The 18,054-nt window shown below is 69.1% G+C and carries 9 protein-coding genes; 8 read left to right on the forward strand and 1 reads right to left on the reverse strand.

What is annotated here, in order from left to right; translation table 11 throughout:
• The first annotated feature begins 54 nt into the window (after positions 1 to 54).
• The 4 genes from PGB26_RS05395 to pulA all read left to right on the forward strand — a co-directional run bounded on the left by PGB26_RS05395 (position 55) and on the right by pulA (position 10,246).
• On the forward strand, positions 55 to 1,233 hold the full coding sequence (locus PGB26_RS05395) for an ROK family transcriptional regulator (protein WP_271639315.1): 1,179 nt from the start codon (positions 55 to 57) through the stop codon (positions 1,231 to 1,233).
• Between the two features lie 46 nt (positions 1,234 to 1,279).
• Complete coding sequence (locus PGB26_RS05400; RefSeq protein WP_271639316.1) at positions 1,280 to 2,458, forward strand: thiolase family protein; 1,179 nt, start codon at positions 1,280 to 1,282, stop codon at positions 2,456 to 2,458.
• Between the two features lie 207 nt (positions 2,459 to 2,665).
• On the forward strand, positions 2,666 to 3,715 hold the full coding sequence (locus PGB26_RS05405; protein WP_271639317.1) for a ScyD/ScyE family protein: 1,050 nt from the start codon (positions 2,666 to 2,668) through the stop codon (positions 3,713 to 3,715).
• Positions 3,716 to 4,267: 552 nt separating this feature from the next.
• The gene (gene pulA / locus PGB26_RS05410) at positions 4,268 to 10,246 is read left to right on the forward strand and encodes a pullulanase-type alpha-1,6-glucosidase (protein ID WP_271639318.1); all 5,979 of its coding nucleotides are present in this window, start codon (positions 4,268 to 4,270) and stop codon (positions 10,244 to 10,246) included.
• A gap of 95 nt (positions 10,247 to 10,341) precedes the next feature.
• On the opposite strand, the gene PGB26_RS05415 is transcribed toward pulA, so the two are convergent.
• A complete protein-coding gene (locus PGB26_RS05415; protein ID WP_271639319.1) occupies positions 10,342 to 13,119 on the reverse strand; it encodes an immune inhibitor A domain-containing protein in 2,778 nt (925 codons plus the stop codon).
• Positions 13,120 to 13,403: 284 nt separating this feature from the next.
• Here PGB26_RS05415 and PGB26_RS05420 point away from each other — a divergent pair, with 284 nt between their 5' ends.
• The 4 genes from PGB26_RS05420 (at position 13,404) to PGB26_RS05435 (ending at position 18,048) form a co-directional block, all read left to right on the forward strand.
• A complete protein-coding gene (locus PGB26_RS05420) occupies positions 13,404 to 14,906 on the forward strand; it encodes a CoA-acylating methylmalonate-semialdehyde dehydrogenase (RefSeq protein WP_271639320.1) in 1,503 nt (500 codons plus the stop codon).
• Positions 14,907 to 14,917: 11 nt separating this feature from the next.
• Positions 14,918 to 16,108, forward strand: a complete 1,191-nt coding sequence (locus tag PGB26_RS05425) for an acyl-CoA dehydrogenase family protein (protein WP_271639321.1) — start codon at positions 14,918 to 14,920, stop codon at positions 16,106 to 16,108.
• The gene (gene mmsB / locus PGB26_RS05430) at positions 16,105 to 16,992 is read left to right on the forward strand and encodes a 3-hydroxyisobutyrate dehydrogenase (RefSeq protein WP_271639322.1); all 888 of its coding nucleotides are present in this window, start codon (positions 16,105 to 16,107) and stop codon (positions 16,990 to 16,992) included. Before PGB26_RS05425 ends, mmsB begins: the two co-directional genes overlap by 4 nt.
• A 279-nt stretch (positions 16,993 to 17,271) precedes the next feature.
• Positions 17,272 to 18,048 (forward strand): enoyl-CoA hydratase-related protein, encoded by a 777-nt coding sequence (locus PGB26_RS05435; protein WP_271639323.1) that lies wholly within the window; start codon positions 17,272 to 17,274, stop codon positions 18,046 to 18,048.
• The last annotated feature ends 6 nt before the right edge of the window (positions 18,049 to 18,054 follow it).

Consider the following 18,054-nt stretch of genomic DNA (forward strand, 5'->3'; position numbering starts at 1 on the left):
GCGGCCCGCTCCTCGGTAGCCTGGGGATCGACGGCGGCAGAAAGCGGACCAAGCATGAGCGAACGCGCCACGACGGTCGAAGGCGTACGGCGCACCAACCTCGGCGAGGTGCTGCGACTGGTGCACCACAGCGGACCGCGCTCGCGCGCGGTGATCACCGCCGAGACGGGGCTGAACCGATCGACGGTCAGCGACCTCGTCTCCCGTCTCGCCGAGGCGGGTCTCGTCGACGAGCACGACCCCGATCCCACCCGACGGGTCGGTCGCCCCTCGCCGATCGTCGCGCCGAGCCGTGGGGTGGTCGCCATCGGTATCAACCCCGAGATCGATGCGGTCGAGATCGGCGCGGTATCGCTGGGCGGCCTGGTGCGCCGCCGCGCGCGCATCGCGGTCACCCGGCCCGACGTCGATGAGGTGATCGACGTGGTCGCGCGGGTAGTCGACGGGTGGAGCGGCGATCTGCAGGGGTGCCGGGTGATCGGCGCCGGCGTGGCGGTGCCGGGCCTGGTGCGCATGGCCGACGGCATCGTGCGGTTGGCCCCTCACCTCGGCTGGCGGGATGCCGAGATCGGCGGTCCTCTCTCCGCGGCGCTGGGGCTGCCGGTCGCGGTCGGAAACGACGCATCGTACGGGGCGCGCGCCGAGCGGCTGTTCGGGGCGGCGCGGGAGCACGCCGACGTCGTGTACCTCAACGGCGGCGCCAGCGGCATCGGCGGCGGACTGATCCTGCACGGTCAGCTCATCGGCGGGGCGGGCGGGTACGCCGGGGAGTGGGGGCAGACGGCGGCGTGCATCGCGGATGCCAGGGATCGACGTGTCGACGACGGGGTGCTGGAAGACGAGGTCAACCGCGCCCGGCTGCTGGCGTCGGCGGGTCTGGAAGGGGCGGACGACGACGAGCTCGCCCTCGCCCTGGCCGACAGCTCCGCTGTGCAGGCGAGTGAGGAGGCCGCGCGGCAGCGCCGGATCCTCGCCGCAACTCTGCGCAACGCCGTCAACGTGCTCAACCCGTCGATGATCGTGCTCGGCGGTTTCCTCGCGGTGCTCCGCGACCTGGATCGCGGGTCATTCGATGAGGCCGTGCGCGCTCAGGCGCTCGCCGCGTCCGCAGAGGGTCTGCAGCTGGCATCCGCCGCTCTCGGCGCCGATCGCCTGCTGATCGGCGCCGCGGATGCCGCCTTCGATCGACTACTCGCCGACCCTCTCGCACCCGCCCCGCTGCTGACCGCCTGATCGCCGCCCGGTGACGGCCAGCCGGTGATCGGGGCAGGATGGAGCCATGAGCAGCGAAGCCGTGATCGTCGACGTCGTCCGCACACCGGTGGGTCGGGGCAAGCCCGGCGGGGCGCTGTCAGGCGTGCACCCGGTCGATCTTGCCGCCGGGCTGCTGCAGGCGATCCTCGAACGAAACGGTCTCGAGTCCGGGCAGGTCGACGACGTGCTCCTCGGGTGCGTCAGCCAGGTCGGCGATCAGGCCATGAACATCGCCCGTCAGGTGGTGCTCGCGGCCGGGTTCGACGAGGCGGTTCCCGCCACGACGATCGACCGGCAGTGCGGATCGAGCCAGCAGGCCGTGCACTTCGCCGCCGCCGGCATCGCGGCCGGCGAAAGCGACATCGTCATCGTCGGTGGAGTGGAGTCGATGAGCCGCGTGCCGCTCGGTGCCTCCGCCGCGGGCGGCACGCCTCTGTCGCCGCGACTACGTGCCCGTTACCCGGACGGGCTGGTGAACCAGGGGGTCAGCGCCGAGCTGATCGCCCGCCGCTGGGGACTGGACCGAGGGCGTCTCGACGCCTTCGCCGCCGAGTCGCACGCCCGCGCGGCGCAGGCGTGGCGTGACGGGTTCTTCGACCGGACCACGATCGGGGTTGCGGAGGCGCCGGACGCCACGAGCGACGAGACCGTGCGCGAGGGGACCACGGCCGAGAAGCTGGCGGGGCTACCGGTGTCCTTCCGCACGGATGCGCTCGCCGAACGATTCCCCGATCTGAAGTGGTCGATCACGCCGGGAAACTCCTCGCCGCTCACCGACGGGGCATCCGCCGCGCTGATGATGAGCGCCGACCGCGCCGAGCAGCTCGGTCTCACCCCGCGTGCCCGCTTCCGCGCGTTCGATGTGATCGGCGACGACCCGATGCTGATGCTCACCGGTCCGATCCCCGCCACGCGTCGCGTGCTCGAGCGCGCGGGTCTGACGATCGACGATCTCGACGCCTACGAGGTCAACGAGGCCTTCGCCTCGGTGCCGCTCGCCTGGGCCAGTGAGCTCGGTGCCGACCCGGCGAAGCTCAACCCGCGCGGCGGTGCCATCGCGCTCGGCCATGCCCTCGGCTCATCGGGAACGCGGCTTCTGGGCACCCTGCTCGATCATCTGGAGGCGACCGGTGGTCGGCTCGGCCTGCAGGCGATGTGCGAGGGCGGCGGCATGGCCAACGCCCTCATCCTCGAGCGCCTCTGACGGCATCCCCCGCGCCGTCGACTCCTGCTTGCGGCTCTTGAATTTCGCCGAAACGCGGAGGAGGATGTCGGCGAGCCGACATCGAGGTCGGTTCTGCGGCATCCGGACGTCTGCTGGGGAGGCTCCGCCCGGTTTGAACACGGTTCGGCGTGGAAGCCGGGCCGGGAGATCGGAGGCATCATGCGCGTTCATCGTGCACTCATCGCAGTGAGCACCCTGTCGGTTCTCGCTCTCATCACGCCGGCGCTCGCGTCGGCGGCAGACCGGACGCCGGTCGTGAAGGAATGGTCGACGCAGCTGGCGGCACCGTTCAGTCTCGCCGTCGAAGGTCACCGGCTGCTCGTCGCAGACGGCGGCACCGGCATCGTCGGGCAGCTTCAGCCGGAGGGCAGCATCGCACCCATCGTCGAGGGCGTTCCCGGTCTCGCCGGCCTCGCGACGCGCGGCTCGTGGATGGCCTACGGGTCCTCCGTCGAGGACTTCGCTTCCGAGCCGCCCGTCATCACCGAGAGCGGCCTGAACATCCGCGACCCGCGCGGCGGGACCAGGTACGTCGATCTGCGGGCCTACGAGGACGCGAACAACCCTGACTCGGGCAATGCGTATGGCGTCACGGATCCGACGAGCTGCGCTGCGGGCACGGCCTATACGGGGCTGTACGACTCTCATGTCTACGGCGTCACCGCCTGGCATAGGGACTGGCTGGTCGCCGACGCAGCATCCAACGCGGTGTACCAGGTGACGGACAAGGGCGAGGTGAGCACCCTCGCTGTGCTGCCGCCGGTTGCGGTCACCCTCACCGCCGAGACGGCCGGGATGCTGGGCTTGGGCGAATGCGCGATCGGAGACGTCTACTTCGCAGAGCCGGTTCCCACCGGCGTCGCAGTCGGCCCCGGCGGGGCGATCTACATCACCACGCTGCCCGGCTTTCCGGGGGAGTCGGCGTCTCTCGGCGCGCTCTGGCGGATCGACAGCCGCACCGGTGCGCTCAGCCAGGTCGCATCCGGCTTCTCCGGGCCGACCAGCCTCTCCATCGCCGCGAACCGGGTCTACGTCGCCGAGCTGTTCGGCGATGGGATCTCGATCGTCAAGGACGGCCAGGTGTCGCCGTTCGCCGCTCTGCCGGGGGCGGTGGGCGTGGCCGCATCCTCGAACGGCACGGTCTGGGCTTCGACGCTCGATTTCGCCGGGGGACCGGGCAAACTGGTGAGCATCGCCAAGGGCGAGGTGAAGGTGCAGGCGCACCTTCGTCGCTGAGCGCCTCGCACGCGCGGCACCCGCACTGATAGGGAGAGACCCCCGCCGACCCGATTCGGCGGGGGTCTCGCGGTCTGCGACCGCGGTGGGAGCGAGGTGCTCACCACGGCGCGGCCGAGGCAGGCACCCGATCCGGTCTCGCTCTGTCGCCGCGCACAGACAGTTGTACGCGGCGCAGGTGACATCGGGGTGAACGGCGCCCCAATCCTCGGGGTGCACCCGCCCTCTCGCCCTGCCCCCGCTCTTTTGTCCCCGCACCCCTGCCCCCGCCCCCCCGGCGAGACTTGCGTTCCCGCACGAGACAGGGCTTCAGAACGCCGGTCTCATGCTGGAAGACAAGTCTCGCGGGGTGGGTCGGGGTGACCGGAAGGCGTCGGGTACCGGCACCAGGTCGCCGCTGAAAGCGCTTGCGTTTCGAGGGGGAGGCGGCGGTCGAGCGCGCCGGATTCCCGGCATCCGGATGCTGGAAGCGCTTGCACAACGACGCGGAGGGCTGTTACCTTCGCAGCACAGCCACCGGCGCGCCGCCGCGCCCTTCCTGACGGAGTCCCTGTGTCGAAGAAGACCTCCCTACGCCGTACCGCCCTGCTCGCGACCGCCGCTCTCGTGGCATCCGGTCTGTCCTCCTTCGGTGCGCTCGCGGCGCCGGCCGTGGCAGCCGACCGCACCGTCGCCCTCGTCGGCGACCTGCAGTCGGAGCTCGGCTGCGCAGCCGACTGGGCGCCCGACTGCGCGGCGACCGAGCTCACCCCGACCGGCGCCGAGGGCATCTACTCGGCGTCGTTCGAGGTGCCCGCCGGCAGCTACGAGTACAAGGTCGCGCTCAATGACGCGTGGGACGAGGCGTACGGGCTCGACGGCACCGGCGACAACATCCCGCTCACCGTGGGCGGCCCCTCGACGCTGCGTTTCACGTTCGACGACAACATCAAGCGGGTCGGCGTCGAGGTCGAGAGCCTGAAGAAGGGCTACACGGCAGACGACGACGCCCTGATCTCGAAGCCCGTGCGTCAGGCCGGATCCGATGAGCAGTTCTACTTCGTGATGACCGACCGCTTCGCCAACGGCGACACGTCGAACGACACCGGCGGCATCGACGGCGACCGCCTCGCGACCGGATTCGACCCGACCAACAAGGGCTTCTACCAGGGCGGCGACATCGCAGGCCTTCGCGAGAACCTCGACTACATCGACGGCCTCGGCACCACCGCCATCTGGCTGACCCCCAGCTTCGCCAACAAGCCGGTGCAGGGCACCGGGGCCGACGCCAGCGCCGGCTACCACGGCTACTGGATCACCGACTTCACGCGCATCGACCCGCACCTGGGCACGAACGCCGAGCTCGAGTCGCTCATCGCCGAGGCGCACGACCGCGGCATCAAGGTGTACTTCGACATCATCACCAACCACACCGCCGACGTCATCGACTACAGCGAGAAGCAGTACTCGTACATCGATCAGGCGACCAAGCCCTACAAGACGGCAGACGGCACGGCGTTCGACCCCGCCGAGTACGCAGGCACCGACGGCTTCCCGACCCTCGACGCCAAGACGAGCTTCCCGTACACGCCGGTCGTCGCCGACGCCGAGAAGGACGCGAAGACGCCCTCCTGGCTCAACGACCCGACTCTGTACCACAACCGCGGAAACTCGACCTGGTCTGGCGAATCGGTCACCTACGGCGACTTCGACGGCCTCGACGACCTGATGACCGAGCACCCGACCGTGGTGAACGGATTCGTGAAGGTCTACCAGGACTGGATCGACCTCGGCATCGACGGCTTCCGCATCGACACCGTCAAGCACGTCAACTTCGAGTTCTGGCAGAAGTGGACGAAGGGCGTGCTCGACTACGCGCACGGCAAGGGCAAGGACGACTTCTTCATGTTCGGCGAGGTCTACGACGCCGACCCGGTCAAGCTCGCGCCCTACGTGCGCGACACCGACATGAACTCGGTGCTCGACTTCACCTTCCAGTCGTCGGCTGTCAGCTACGCCTCGGGCAACTCCGCCAAGGGCCTGCAGACGCTGTTCGCCGGCGACGACCGCTACACGACCCCCGACTCGAGCGCGACGGCGCTGCCGACGTTTCTCGGCAACCACGACATGGGTCGCGTCGGATCATTCCTGCGCAACACCGACGCCCCGCAGAAGCGCGTCGAGCTCGCCAACGAGCTGATGTTCCTCACCCGCGGACAGCCGGTGGTCTACTACGGCGACGAGCAGGGCTTCGCCGGCACCGGCGGCGACAAGGACGCACGTCAGACGCTGTTCGCGACCAAGGTGGCCGAGTACGCCGACCAGAAGCTCGTGACCGGCGAGCAGGCGGGCTCTGTCGACCGCTACAGCACGACGGCTCCGCTCTACACGCAGATCGCCGAGCTGTCGAAGCTTCGCGAGGCGCACCCGGCTCTCAGCGACGGTGCGCAGATCGAGCGCCACGCGGCCTCGGGCGCCGGCGTCTACGCGTTCTCCCGCGTCGACGCGAGCGACAAGGTTGAGTACCTGGTCGCAGTGAACAACGCCACCTCCGCACAGACGGTCGACCTCACGACCCTCACCGCCGACGCCTCGTACACGGTGCTGCACGGTGACGCGAAGGCGATCTCGACCGACGCGGGCGCAGCGACCTCGATCACGGTGCCGGCCCTGTCGGCGGTCGTGTGGAAGGCCGACGCCACGGTGACGGCTCCGGCCGAGGCCGCCGCGATCACCGTCGCCGCACCCGCCGCGGGCGCCGCGCTTCAGGACCAGTCGCCCGTGCAGGCTGACATCGCAGATCAGTGGGCGCAGACGAGCTTCTCGTGGCGCGTCGCCGGATCCGACGAGTGGCACGCACTCGGCACGGCCGAAGACACCGAGCCGCGCGTCTACCACGACATCCGCGGCCTGAAGAAGGGCACGCTGGTCGAGTACCGCGCCGTCACGACGGATGCCGCAGGCAACCACTCCGCAGCATCCACCTACGCCTCGGTCGGCAACCAGGTGTCGCTCGCGGTGGAGGAGAAGCCCGAGTCGCCGATCGAGATGGTCACGGTGCCCGGCAGCCTGAACTCCGAGATGGGCTGCGCCGGCGATTGGGATCCGGCGTGCGAGAAGGCGAAGCTGACGCTGCGCTCCGACGGCATTTGGGCCGGCACGTTCGACCTTCCTGCTGGCGACTACGAGTACAAGGCCGCGGTCGACGGCAGCTGGGCGGTCAACTACGGCGCGAACGGCGTGCTCGACGGCCCCAACGTCACCGTCTCGCACAGGGGCGGCAAGATCTCGTTCTACTTCGACCCGCGCACGAACATCGTGCAGTCCAGCGCCGACGGCCCTATCGTCACCCTGCCCGGCTCGCTGCAGGATGAGCTCGGCTGCTCGGGCGACTGGATGCCCGACTGCCTGGCCACCCTCATGGCCGACGGCGACCGCGACGGCGTGTACGAGTTCTCGAGCTCCGAGCTGCCCACCGGCGCCTACGAGCTGAAGGTCGCGCACGGTCTCAGCTGGGACGAGAACTACGGTGCCGACGGCGCTGCGGGCGGTGCGAACATCTCGTTCAGCGCCACCGAGGGCAAGGTCACGTCGTTCCGCTACACCCTCGACACGCACGTGCTCGAGGTGACCAGCGACGACTCGCCGTTCCCCGGCACCGGCGAGCAGCGCGCGCAGTGGATCGACGAGCGCACCATCGCCTGGCCGGCGAGGCTCGGCTCGCCCGACCGCGCCGCATACCAGCTGTACGCGTCGGCTGACGCTTCGGTGAAGGTCGCCGACGGCGACGTGACCGGCGCCGAGCCGATCGCGCTGAGCGTGATCGACGGCGGACTCACCGACGCGCAGAAGAAGCGCTTCCCCGCGCTGGCCGGCTATCTCGCGCTGCAGGTTCCGGATGCTGATGCAGCCACCCTGCTGAAGGGTCAGCTGGCCGTCGCGCAGCGCGACACCTCTGGCGCTCTCACCGCGTTCACCGGTGTGCAGATCGCCGGCGTGCTCGACGACCTCTACGCCGACGAGGTCGACGACCAGCGTCTCGGCGTGACCTTCAAGGGAGTCAACCCCACCTTCCGCCTGTGGGCGCCGACCGCGCAGAGCGCGACGCTGCTCACGTGGCCAGCCGGTGCCGCCGCTGATGCCGAGCCGACGCGCCAAAAGGCATCGTACGACGAGGCGTCCGGCGTGTGGACGGTGAAGGGCGAGAAGGCGCTGAACGGCGCGGAGTACCTGTGGGAGGTCGTCGTGTACGCGCCGACCACCGGCAAGATCGAGACCAACCGGGTCACCGACCCGTACTCGGTCGCGCTCACCGAGAACTCCGAGCGCTCCGTCGCCATCAGCCTCGACGATAAGGCGTTCCAGCCGAAGGCGTGGAGCGAGACGAAGGCCCCGGTCGTCGCCCGCTCGGTCGACCGCGCGATCTACGAGCTGCACATCCGCGACTTCTCGGTCGGCGACGAGAGCGTGCCCGAGGCCGAGCGCGGCACCTACCTCGCGTTCACGCGCGACGGAGCCGGTGCGAAGCAGCTGCGCCAGCTCGCGGACGCGGGCATCAACACCGTGCACCTGCTGCCGTCGTTCGACATCGCGACGATCGAAGAGAACCGGACGAAGCAGGCTCAGCCTGACTGCGACCTGCGCTCGTACGGTCCGGCCGACGCCGCGCAGCAGGAGTGCGTGGCGGCGGTCGCCGCCACGGACGGCTTCAACTGGGGCTACGACCCGTACCACTACTCGACTCCCGAGGGCTCGTACGCGGTCAACCCCGATGGCGGCGCGCGCGTGGCGGAGTTCCGCTCGATGGTCGGCGGACTGCACGGCATGGGCCTGCAGGTCGTGCTCGACCAGGTGTTTAACCACACCGCCGAGTCGGGCCAGGCAGACCGCTCGGTGCTCGACCGAGTCGTTCCCGGCTACTTCCACCGCCTGAACGCGGCGGGTGCGGTCGAGACCTCCACGTGCTGCGAGAACGTCGCCACCGAGCACTCGGTCGCGCAGAAGCTGATGGTCGACTCGGTCGTCACCTGGGCGCGTGACTACAAGGTCGACGGCTTCCGCTTCGACCTGATGGGGCACCACTCGACGGCCAACATGCGCGCTGTGCGCAAGGCGCTCGACGCCCTCACCGTGAAGGAAGACGGGGTCGACGGCAAGTCGATCCTCCTCTACGGCGAAGGCTGGAACTTCGGTGAGGTCGCTGACAACGCGCTGTTCGAGCAGGCCACGCAGGGGCAGCTCGGCGGCACGGGAATCGGCACGTTCAACGACCGGCTGCGCGACGCCGTGCATGGCGGCAGCCCGGTCGACGGCTCGTCGACCTTCCGTCAGGGCTTCGGCACCGGTCTCGGCACCGACCCGAACGGCAACGCCATCAACGGCAGCGCCGAGCAGGCGCTCGCCGACCTCGGCCACGAGACCGACCTGGTCAAGCTGGGCCTGGTCGGCAACCTGCGCGACTTCGCTTTCACGACCAGCGATGGCAAGGTCACCTCGGGCGACGACATCGACTACCGCGGCTCCCGCGCCGGGTACGCCGACGAGCCCGACGAGGTCATCAACTACGTCGACGCGCACGACAACGAGACGCTGTACGACCTGTCGGTCTTCAAGCTGCCGGTCGGCACCTCGATGGCAGACCGGGTGCGCATGAACACGCTGTCGCTCGCCACGGTGACGCTGTCGCAGTCACCGTCGTTCTGGCATGCGGGCACCGAGCTGCTTCGCTCGAAGTCGCTCGACCGCAACAGCTACGACTCCGGCGACTGGTTCAACCGCATCGACTGGACGGGCAAGGAGTCGACGTTCGGATCCGGTCTGCCGATGGCCGCCGACAACGAAGAGAAGTGGGGCATCATGCGCCCGCTGCTCGAGAACGCGGCGCTCAAGCCGAAGCCTGCCGACATCGCCGAAGCAGAGGCGAGTGCCCTCGACCTGCTGCGCGTGCGCGGCGAGGTCGGCCTGCTGCGCCTCGGGTCGGCGAAGCTGATCGAGCAGAAGGTCTCCTTCCCCAACGGGGGAGCGGATGCCACTCCCGGCGTCATCACGATGCAGATCGACGACCTCGAGGGCGCTGACGCCGACCCCGAGCTCGACGGCGCCCTGGTGATCTTCAACGCCTCGCCGAAGGCCGTCACCCAGACGGTCGCAGACCTGGCCGGCCGCTCGTTCGGCCTCACGCCGGCACAGGCCAAGGGCTCGGACGCGGTCGTGAAGACGACGAAGTGGGATGCCAAGGCCGGCAAGGTCACGGTGCCCGCACGCACGGTGGCGGTGCTCGTCGACACGCAGGACGAGCCGACGGAGCCGACGGAGCCGACCGAGCCGACGGAGCCGACCGAGCCGAGCCAGCCCAGCGCCGGCGGCGACTCCGGTCAGCCCAGTGCGGGCGGATCGGGCTCGGCCGCCGACGGCGAGCTCGCGATCACGGGCGCCGAGGCGCCGTGGGCGGCGGCCGTCGGTGCGACGCTGCTGCTGGTGCTGGGGGCCGGGCTGGTGCTCCTGCGCCGCCGCGCAGTCGCCGCGGTCGCCGCCGACGCCGAGGTCGACTAAGTCGGCGGGACGCATCACAGCATCCGGATCAACAGAGAAGCGCCGGTCACCCGAGGGGGTGACCGGCGCTTCCTGGTGCGGTCAGTGGGTGATGATCACTTGACCTGGGGAGGCGTGACCGAGATGAGGGCTGCGGTGTCGTGCTGCATCGACTTCTTGACGGTGATCACCGTGCCGTAGCCGACGCCCGCGTCAGCCGGGTTGCCGCTGCCCAGCACGGTGCCGCCCAGATCGAGACCGTAGAGGTCTGTCGCCGGGGAGCCATCCGCGTTCACCACGCGAGTGGTGTACGGGGCGTCGCCGACCGACGGCACGACGACCGAGGCGTCGCGCAGTCGGTAGTAGAGGTCCTCACCGCGGACCTCGATGCCGGGCACCCAGCCCTTGTCGTCGGTGAAGGTGCTCACCGCCGGCTGTGGCGCGAGCGTGGTGCACGCCTCGTTGTAGTTCCCATCGACCGAACAGTCCTTGAACGAGTACGTCGGCTGGGTGCCGAACGCCGCATTCGAGCTCTGTGCACGGCTGGAGATGTTCTTCAACGGCGACGGGTCCATCGCGGCCTGTGCGCCGGTGCGGCGCAACGGGTCGAAGTGGCTGTCGACGAGCAGCAGGCCGCCCTTGGCACCCCAGCTCGGCAGGGCCGTGTGGTTGGCGGCGACGTGGTTGGTGTCGCCATAGGTGGTGTCGCGGTACCAGACCAGCGCGCCCGGTGCGTTGTACGGCACCTTCTCGACCTTCCATGCCTCGTCGCTGTACACGGTGGTGTAGCCGTACTTCAGGCCCTCGTCGAAGCCGTCGAGGTTGCGCCACTCGACCAGGTAGTACTGCGCCTTGATCTGCGTGCCGCTGTCGTGGTGCCAGCCGGTCCCGGTCGTGTCGGTCCAGGTGTTGACGGCGGCCGTCCAGCCGTTGTCGCCGGATTCGACATCGTCGGTCCACACGGCGGTGCCCGCGCTGGTCAGCGCGAAGTCGTCGGCGAACCAACCGCGCTCTTCGAACGCCGCGTCGGTCGCCTGGCGCAGACGCACCTGGATGTCCTGACCGGCGAACGCGGTCAGATCGATGTAGTCGTGGCGCCATCCGTCGGTGGATCCGGTGAGACCGTACTTCTTGCCGCCGAAGTCCTTCAGGCGACCATTCGGGTCGGAGTAGCCGTCGTCGGTCGAGACCAGGTTGCCGGCCTCGTCGTAGACCTTCTGCTCGCCCCACGTCTTGCCGCCGTCGGTCGACACCTCGACGAAGCCGAAGTCCCAGTCCTCTTCGATGACGTAGTCGTTCCACATCCAGAACCGTGCGTCTGCCGGCACGTCGTCGATCGAGCGGCTGAGCGTCACGTCGGCCCAGCTCTGGTCGGCGCCGGAGTACCACATATCCGCACCGCTGTGCGGGGTCGTCAGCACGATCTTCTTGTCGGGCAGATTCACCTTGATGCCGTCCTCGGTGCCCTTCTTGGGGCGCGAGGTCTGGCCGACCTTGATCGTGCGCGAGCGCTCGCCGGGGTTCACGACCTCCGGCTCGACCCAGCCGAGGATCCACTTGTCCCAGAGTCCCATGTGCGTGGGCATCGACTGGAAGATCGGACCCGAGTGCGAGCCCGAGCTCATCAGATCCCAGAAGTCGATGTCGGAGTTGCCGGCGTTCGACGTGTCGTACAGGTCGGGCAGACCCAGGTCGTGGCCGTACTCGTGGGCGAACACGCCCACCCCCGAGTCCTCGGGCTGCACGATGTAGTTGGAGATCTTCAGATCGGTGCCGGGGATCGTCGCACCGCCGGCCACAGCCGAGGAGTGCGCCCAGATGGCGTAGGTGCCCTCGGCCCCGCCGCCGCCGGACTTGTCGGCGCCGGCGTGCACGAGCACGACGTGGTCGATCACGCCGTCCGGCTCGAGCACGTTGCCGTCGCCGTCACGGTCGCCCTGGTCTTCGATGTCGTAGTCGGCCCAGGGGAAGTCGGGATTCTGAGCCGCCACGGCGGCGACGGCGTCGATCGGCAGCTGACCCGGTCCGAGCGGGTTGTCGGGGTGCCCCTGCATGTCCTGCATCGCCCCGGCCTCCCATTCGCCGGCGTCGTTCTTGTGGCAGACGGTGGCGCCGTAGTAGCCCTCGGAGTGCGGCACCGTGACCCACTCGGTCGCGGATCCGCTGAGCGAGTATCCGCCCCGGGACATCTCCTCGTACATGTTCTTCATGGTGTAGCCCGAGATGTCGAAGCCGGGCTTGCCGTCGGGACCCGTCAGATCTGTGCGCACTCGCTCGGTGATGCCCTCTTCGGTGAACAGCATCTTGTTGAAGTGCTCACTCGAGAAGTCCGGCACCCACATCGAGTTGTTGTCGAGGTGCTCGCTGTCGGCCGGGTTCGGGATGTTGTTGTGCAGCGTCGGACTCTGCACGCTGCCCGGCTTGCAGTCGGTGGCACCGAACTCGGTGGGCACGTACAGGTCGCTGAAGTCGTCGGTGCCATCGAACTCGACGAGGATGGTGAGCAGCTTCGCCTGCTGTGTGGTCTTCGCCTTCTTCAGCTGCTTGGGGCTCTTTCCCGTCTTCAGGGACTTCGCCTCGGTCTTGGCCAGCTGCGCTGCTGCCTTGGGGTTGCCCTGAGCGAACTTCTGGTCGTGGGCTTCGGCCCGCTCGAGTGCCTTTCCGCTCACCGAGCGCTTCTGCCGACCACTCGTGTCGGCGATCGGCGTGTCGGCGGGCACCTCGACGATGCTGTCGGTACGCGGAGCGACGTAGTTCATGTAGTACTCGCCGGCTCCGATCTCGGGCGCCGCCAGTGGCGCCCTGCTGTCGGGCGACGGGGCCGCCGTCGCGGTCGCGCTGCCGAGGGCCGTGAGGCCCGCGGCTGCGATCACGAAGGCGGACGTTGCAGCCACCGCGCGTCGTCGCGCTGGGGCAGTCCGTTGTGACATTGCTTCTCCCTCCGGACACCGTCGCGCAGGGGTCTCGCAACGGTGCGAAATGAACCACCCCGATCGGGGCGGACCTATACGGGTTTACCTGGAGAAACGCTGAGAGGGAAGAGGGAACCCAAGAAAAGTTGAACTGGTGCGCGGACGAGGCCGCGCCGCTGCACTGCTAGTAGGGGTCCCTAGTAATTACTCGGGATGCCGCGTATCGTGGTCAGTGTGCCAAAGACGGCGCAGAGGAGTGTCACACAATGACTCATACGATCCCCCATTTCATAGGCGGAACGCACGTCGAAGCCACCGGCGGACGCATGGCCGACGTGTTCGACCCGAGCACAGGCGGCGTGCAGGCCAGAGTCCCGCTCGCCACGACCGATGAGGTCAGGGCCGCGATCGACGTCGCCGAGGCGGCGCAGCCCGACTGGGCCGCGACCAACCCGCAGAAGCGCGCCCGCGTGCTCATGCGCTTCGTCGACCTTGTGAACCGCGACATGGACGAGATCGCCCGCCTGCTCTCGAGCGAACACGGCAAGACCTTCGAAGACGCCAAGGGTGACGTGCAGCGCGGGCTTGAGGTCATCGAGTTCTGCATCGGAGCCCCGCACCTGCTCAAGGGGGAGTACTCCACCGGCGTCGGCACCGGCATCGACGTCTACTCGATGCGCCAGCCGCTGGGCGTGGTGGCGGGCATCACGCCATTCAACTTCCCCGCCATGATCCCGCTGTGGAAGGCCGGGCCTGCCATCGCTTGCGGCAACACCTACGTGCTCAAGCCCAGCGAGCGCGACCCCTCCGTGCCGGTCAAGCTCGCCGAGCTCTTCGTCGAGGCGGGTCTTCCCGCCGGCGTCTTCAACGTCGTGCACGGCGACAAGGAGGCGGTGGATGCGCTGATCACCGACCCGCGCATCCAGGCGGTCGGCTTCGTCGGCTCCACCCCGATCGCCGAGTACATCTACACGACCGCGACCGCCAACGGCAAGCGCGCCCAGTGCTTCGGCGGGGCGAAGAACCACCTCATCGTGATGCCTGACGCCGACCTCGATCAGGTAGCCGACGCCCTGATGGGCGCCGGATTCGGCTCGGCGGGCGAGCGCTGCATGGCGATCTCGGTCGCGGTGCCGGTGGGGGAGGAGACAGCGGATGCCCTGGCGGCCAAGCTCACCGAGCGCGTCGCCGAGCTGAAGGTCGGCCCATCGCTCGAGGCGGGGGTGGACTACGGCCCGCTCGTCACACGGGATGCCGTAAACCGGGTCACCGGCTACATCCAGCAGGGCGTCGACGAGGGCGCCACTCTGCTCGCCGACGGCCGCGGCTTCTCCGTCGACGGCCATGAGGAGGGCTTCTACCTCGGCCCCACCCTGTTCGATCACGTCACCACCGACATGGCGATCTACCGCGAGGAGATCTTCGGCCCGGTGCTCGTCATCGCGCGCGCCGCCGATTACGAAGAGGCCCTGGCGATGGCATCCGACCACGAATACGGCAACGGCGTGTCGATCTTCACCCGCGACGGCGACGCCGCGCGCGATTTCACCGCGCGCGTGAACGTCGGCATGGTCGGCGTGAACGTGCCGATCCCGGTGCCGATCGCGTACTTCACCTTCGGCGGATGGAAGCGCAGCGGATTCGGCGATCTGAACCAGCACGGCACCGACGCCTTCCGGTTCTACACGAAGACCAAGACGGTGACGAGCCGCTGGCCCTCGCATGGGGTGCGCGACGGCGCGAGCTTCGTCATCCCCACGATGTCCTAGGAGCCGCAGCCATGACCATGATCGAACCCACCACCGTCACCGCCGAAGAGCGCGAGGCGATCCTCGGCGCCGTGCGCGAGTTCGCCGAGACCGAACTCGCACCTTTCGCCGCTGAGCGCGACGAGAAGCACATCTTCCCGCGGGAGTCGCTGCGCCGAGCCGGCGAACTGGGCCTGGGCGGCATCTACGTCGGCGAGGAGTTCGGCGGAACCGCGCTGAGCCGCACCGACACCGTCGCCATCTTCGAGGAGCTCGCCAAGGGCGACCCGGCGGTCGCCGCGTACATCTCCATCCACAACATGGTGGCGTGGATGATCGACACCTACGGCGACGACGATCAGCGCTCGCAGTGGCTGCCGGCGCTGACTGCGATGCAGGAGTTCGGCGGCTACTGCCTGACCGAGCCGGGTGTCGGATCGGATGCCGCGAACCTCGCCACCAGCGCCGTTCGCGACGGCGACGACTACCTGATCACGGGTGTGAAGCAGTTCATCTCGGGTGCGGGCGAGGCCGGGGTCTACGTCGTCATGGCGCGCACCGGCGATCAGGGCTCGGGCGCGAAGGGCATCTCGGCGTTCCTCGTGCCTGGCGGCGCCGAGAACCTCAGCTTCGGCGCAAACGAGAAGAAGATGGGCTGGCACGCCCAGCCCACCCGCCAGGTCATCTTCGACGGAGTTCGGGTTCCGGCATCCGCCCTGCTCGGGGAGGAGGGGCGCGGCTTCGCGATCGCCATGTCGGCGCTCAACGGGGGCCGGCTGAACATCGCTTCCTGCTCGCTGGGGGGCGCGCAGTGGGCGATCGAGAAGGCGGTGCAGTACGTGCACGAGCGGGTCGCGTTCGGCGAGCCGCTCGCCGAGAAGCAGTCGATCCTGTTCGCGATCGCCGACATGCGCACCGAGCTGCAGGCCGCGCGCCTTATGGTGCGCGACGGTGCGCAGGCGGTCGACGAGAGGGCTCCGGATGCCACGATGCGCTGCGCCATGGCCAAGCGCTTCGCCACCGATGCGGGCTTCGAGGTCGCCAACCGGGCGCTTCAGCTGCACGGCGGCTACGGCTATCTGCAGGACTACGGCCTCGAGCGGGTGGTGCGCGATCTGCGGGTGCACCAGATCCTGGAGGGGACGAACGAGATCATGCGGCTCATCGTCGGACGCGAGATGCTGCGTCCGGCGGGCTCGGCGTCTATGCGGAGCGCATCATGACCCGCATCGCCTTCCTGGGGCTCGGGCACATGGGACTGCCCATGGCCGTGAATCTCGTGCAGGCGGGGCACGACGTGCACGGGTTCGACCTCGTGCCCGCCGCGATCGACGCCGCGCGCGAGGCGGGCATCCCGGTCGCCGCCAGCGGCGCCCAGGCGGTGGCGGATGCCGAGGTCGTGATCACGATGTTCCCGGCCGGCAGGCACGTGATCGCCGCATACCAGGACGAGCTGCTCGCGGCGGCGCCGCCGGGGACCCTGTTCATCGAATCGTCGACCATCGCCGTAGACGAGGCGCGCACCGCGCACGAACTGGCGATCGCCGCGGGACACCGCAATGTTGACGCACCCGTCTCGGGCGGAGTGGTGGGCGCCGAGAACGGCACACTCGCTTTCATGGTCGGCGGCTCCGACGAGGACTTCGCCTCGGCGCTGCCGCTGCTCGAGGCGATGGGCAAGCGCATCGTGCACTGCGGCGGGCCGGGCCTCGGTCAGGCGGCGAAGGTGTGCAACAACATGATCCTCGCGGTGTCGCAGATCGCGGTCGCTGAGGCGTTCGTGCTCGGCGAGCGACTCGGTCTCGAGCATCAGGCGCTGTTCGACGTGGTCTCACAGGCATCCGGTCAGTGCTGGTCGATCACGACCAACTGCCCGGTCCCTGGGCCGGTGCCGACCAGCCCGGCCAACCGCGACTACCAGCCCGGCTTCGCCGGAGCGCTCATGGCGAAGGATCTCGGCCTCGCGCTGCAGGCGATAGACCAGACCGGAACGGATGCCAGGATGGGCCGTCTCGCGCAGCAGCTGTACGCCGCATTCGCGGCGGGCGAGGGTGCGGGTCGCGACTTCTCGGGCATCATCACCGACATCCGCGAGGGCACGGTCTGAGGGGGTCGCCATGCTCCGGCGGCTGGGCCCATATGGTCGCCTCGTCCGCCAGGATGCGGCCATTCGGGCCCAGTCGCGCCCACGCGGTCGGCGGCGGATCGCGGGCCTGCCCCAGCGGTGTCGGCTGGGCCCACATGGTCGCCTCGTCCGCGAGATTGCAGCCATATGGGACCAGCGGCAGAAGCGTCGACGACCCGCCGCACCTCGGCGGGCGGCTGCGACGCCGTGGCGACCTGAGATACTGGAGGCGCCGCGACGTGGCGGCGGGAGGGGAGCGACATGTCCGAGTACGAGACGATCCTTGTCGAACAGCGAGGACGGGTGGGCTGGATCACCCTCAACCGGCCGGAGGCGCTGAACGCCCTGAACGGCCAGGTCTCCGAGGAGGTCGCCGCAGCGGCATCCGCCTTCGATGCCGACGACGGCGTGGGCGCGATCGTGGTGACCGGCTCAGAGCGCGCGTTCGCCGCGGGCGCTGACATCAAGGAGATGGAGTCGAAGACCGGCGCCGAGATGCTCGACACCGACCACTTCGGCGCTTGGACCCGCTTCGCCGCGGTCAGGACTCCCGTGATCGCCGCCGTGTCGGGATACGCGCTCGGCGGCGGCTGCGAGCTGGCGATGATGTGCGACATCATCCTCGCCGCCGACACCGCCACCTTCGGCCAGCCCGAGATCAACCTCGGCGTCGTGCCTGGGATGGGCGGCACGCAGCGCCTGATCCGCGCGGTCGGCTACTACAAGGCGGCCGAGCTCATCCTGTCGGGCCGGCTGATCAAGGCCGACGAGGCCGAGCGGATCGGACTGGTCTCGCGCATTGTGCCAGCGGCCGACCTGCTCGCCGAGGCGACCTCGCTCGCCGAGACGATCGCATCCAAGTCGCTGCCGTCGCTGTATGCGGCCAAGGCGACTCTGGATGCCGCGATGGAGACCACCCTCGAAGCAGGCCTCGACGTCGAGAAGCGCCAGTTCGCCGCACTCTTCGATACGGCGGACCAGAAGGAGGGGATGGCCGCGTTCCGTGAGAAGCGCCCCCCTCATTTCCAGCACCGATGAGAATCG

Source organism: Microbacterium sp. nov. GSS16, from assembly GCF_028198145.1.
Classification (GTDB): Bacteria; Actinomycetota; Actinomycetes; order Actinomycetales; family Microbacteriaceae; genus Microbacterium.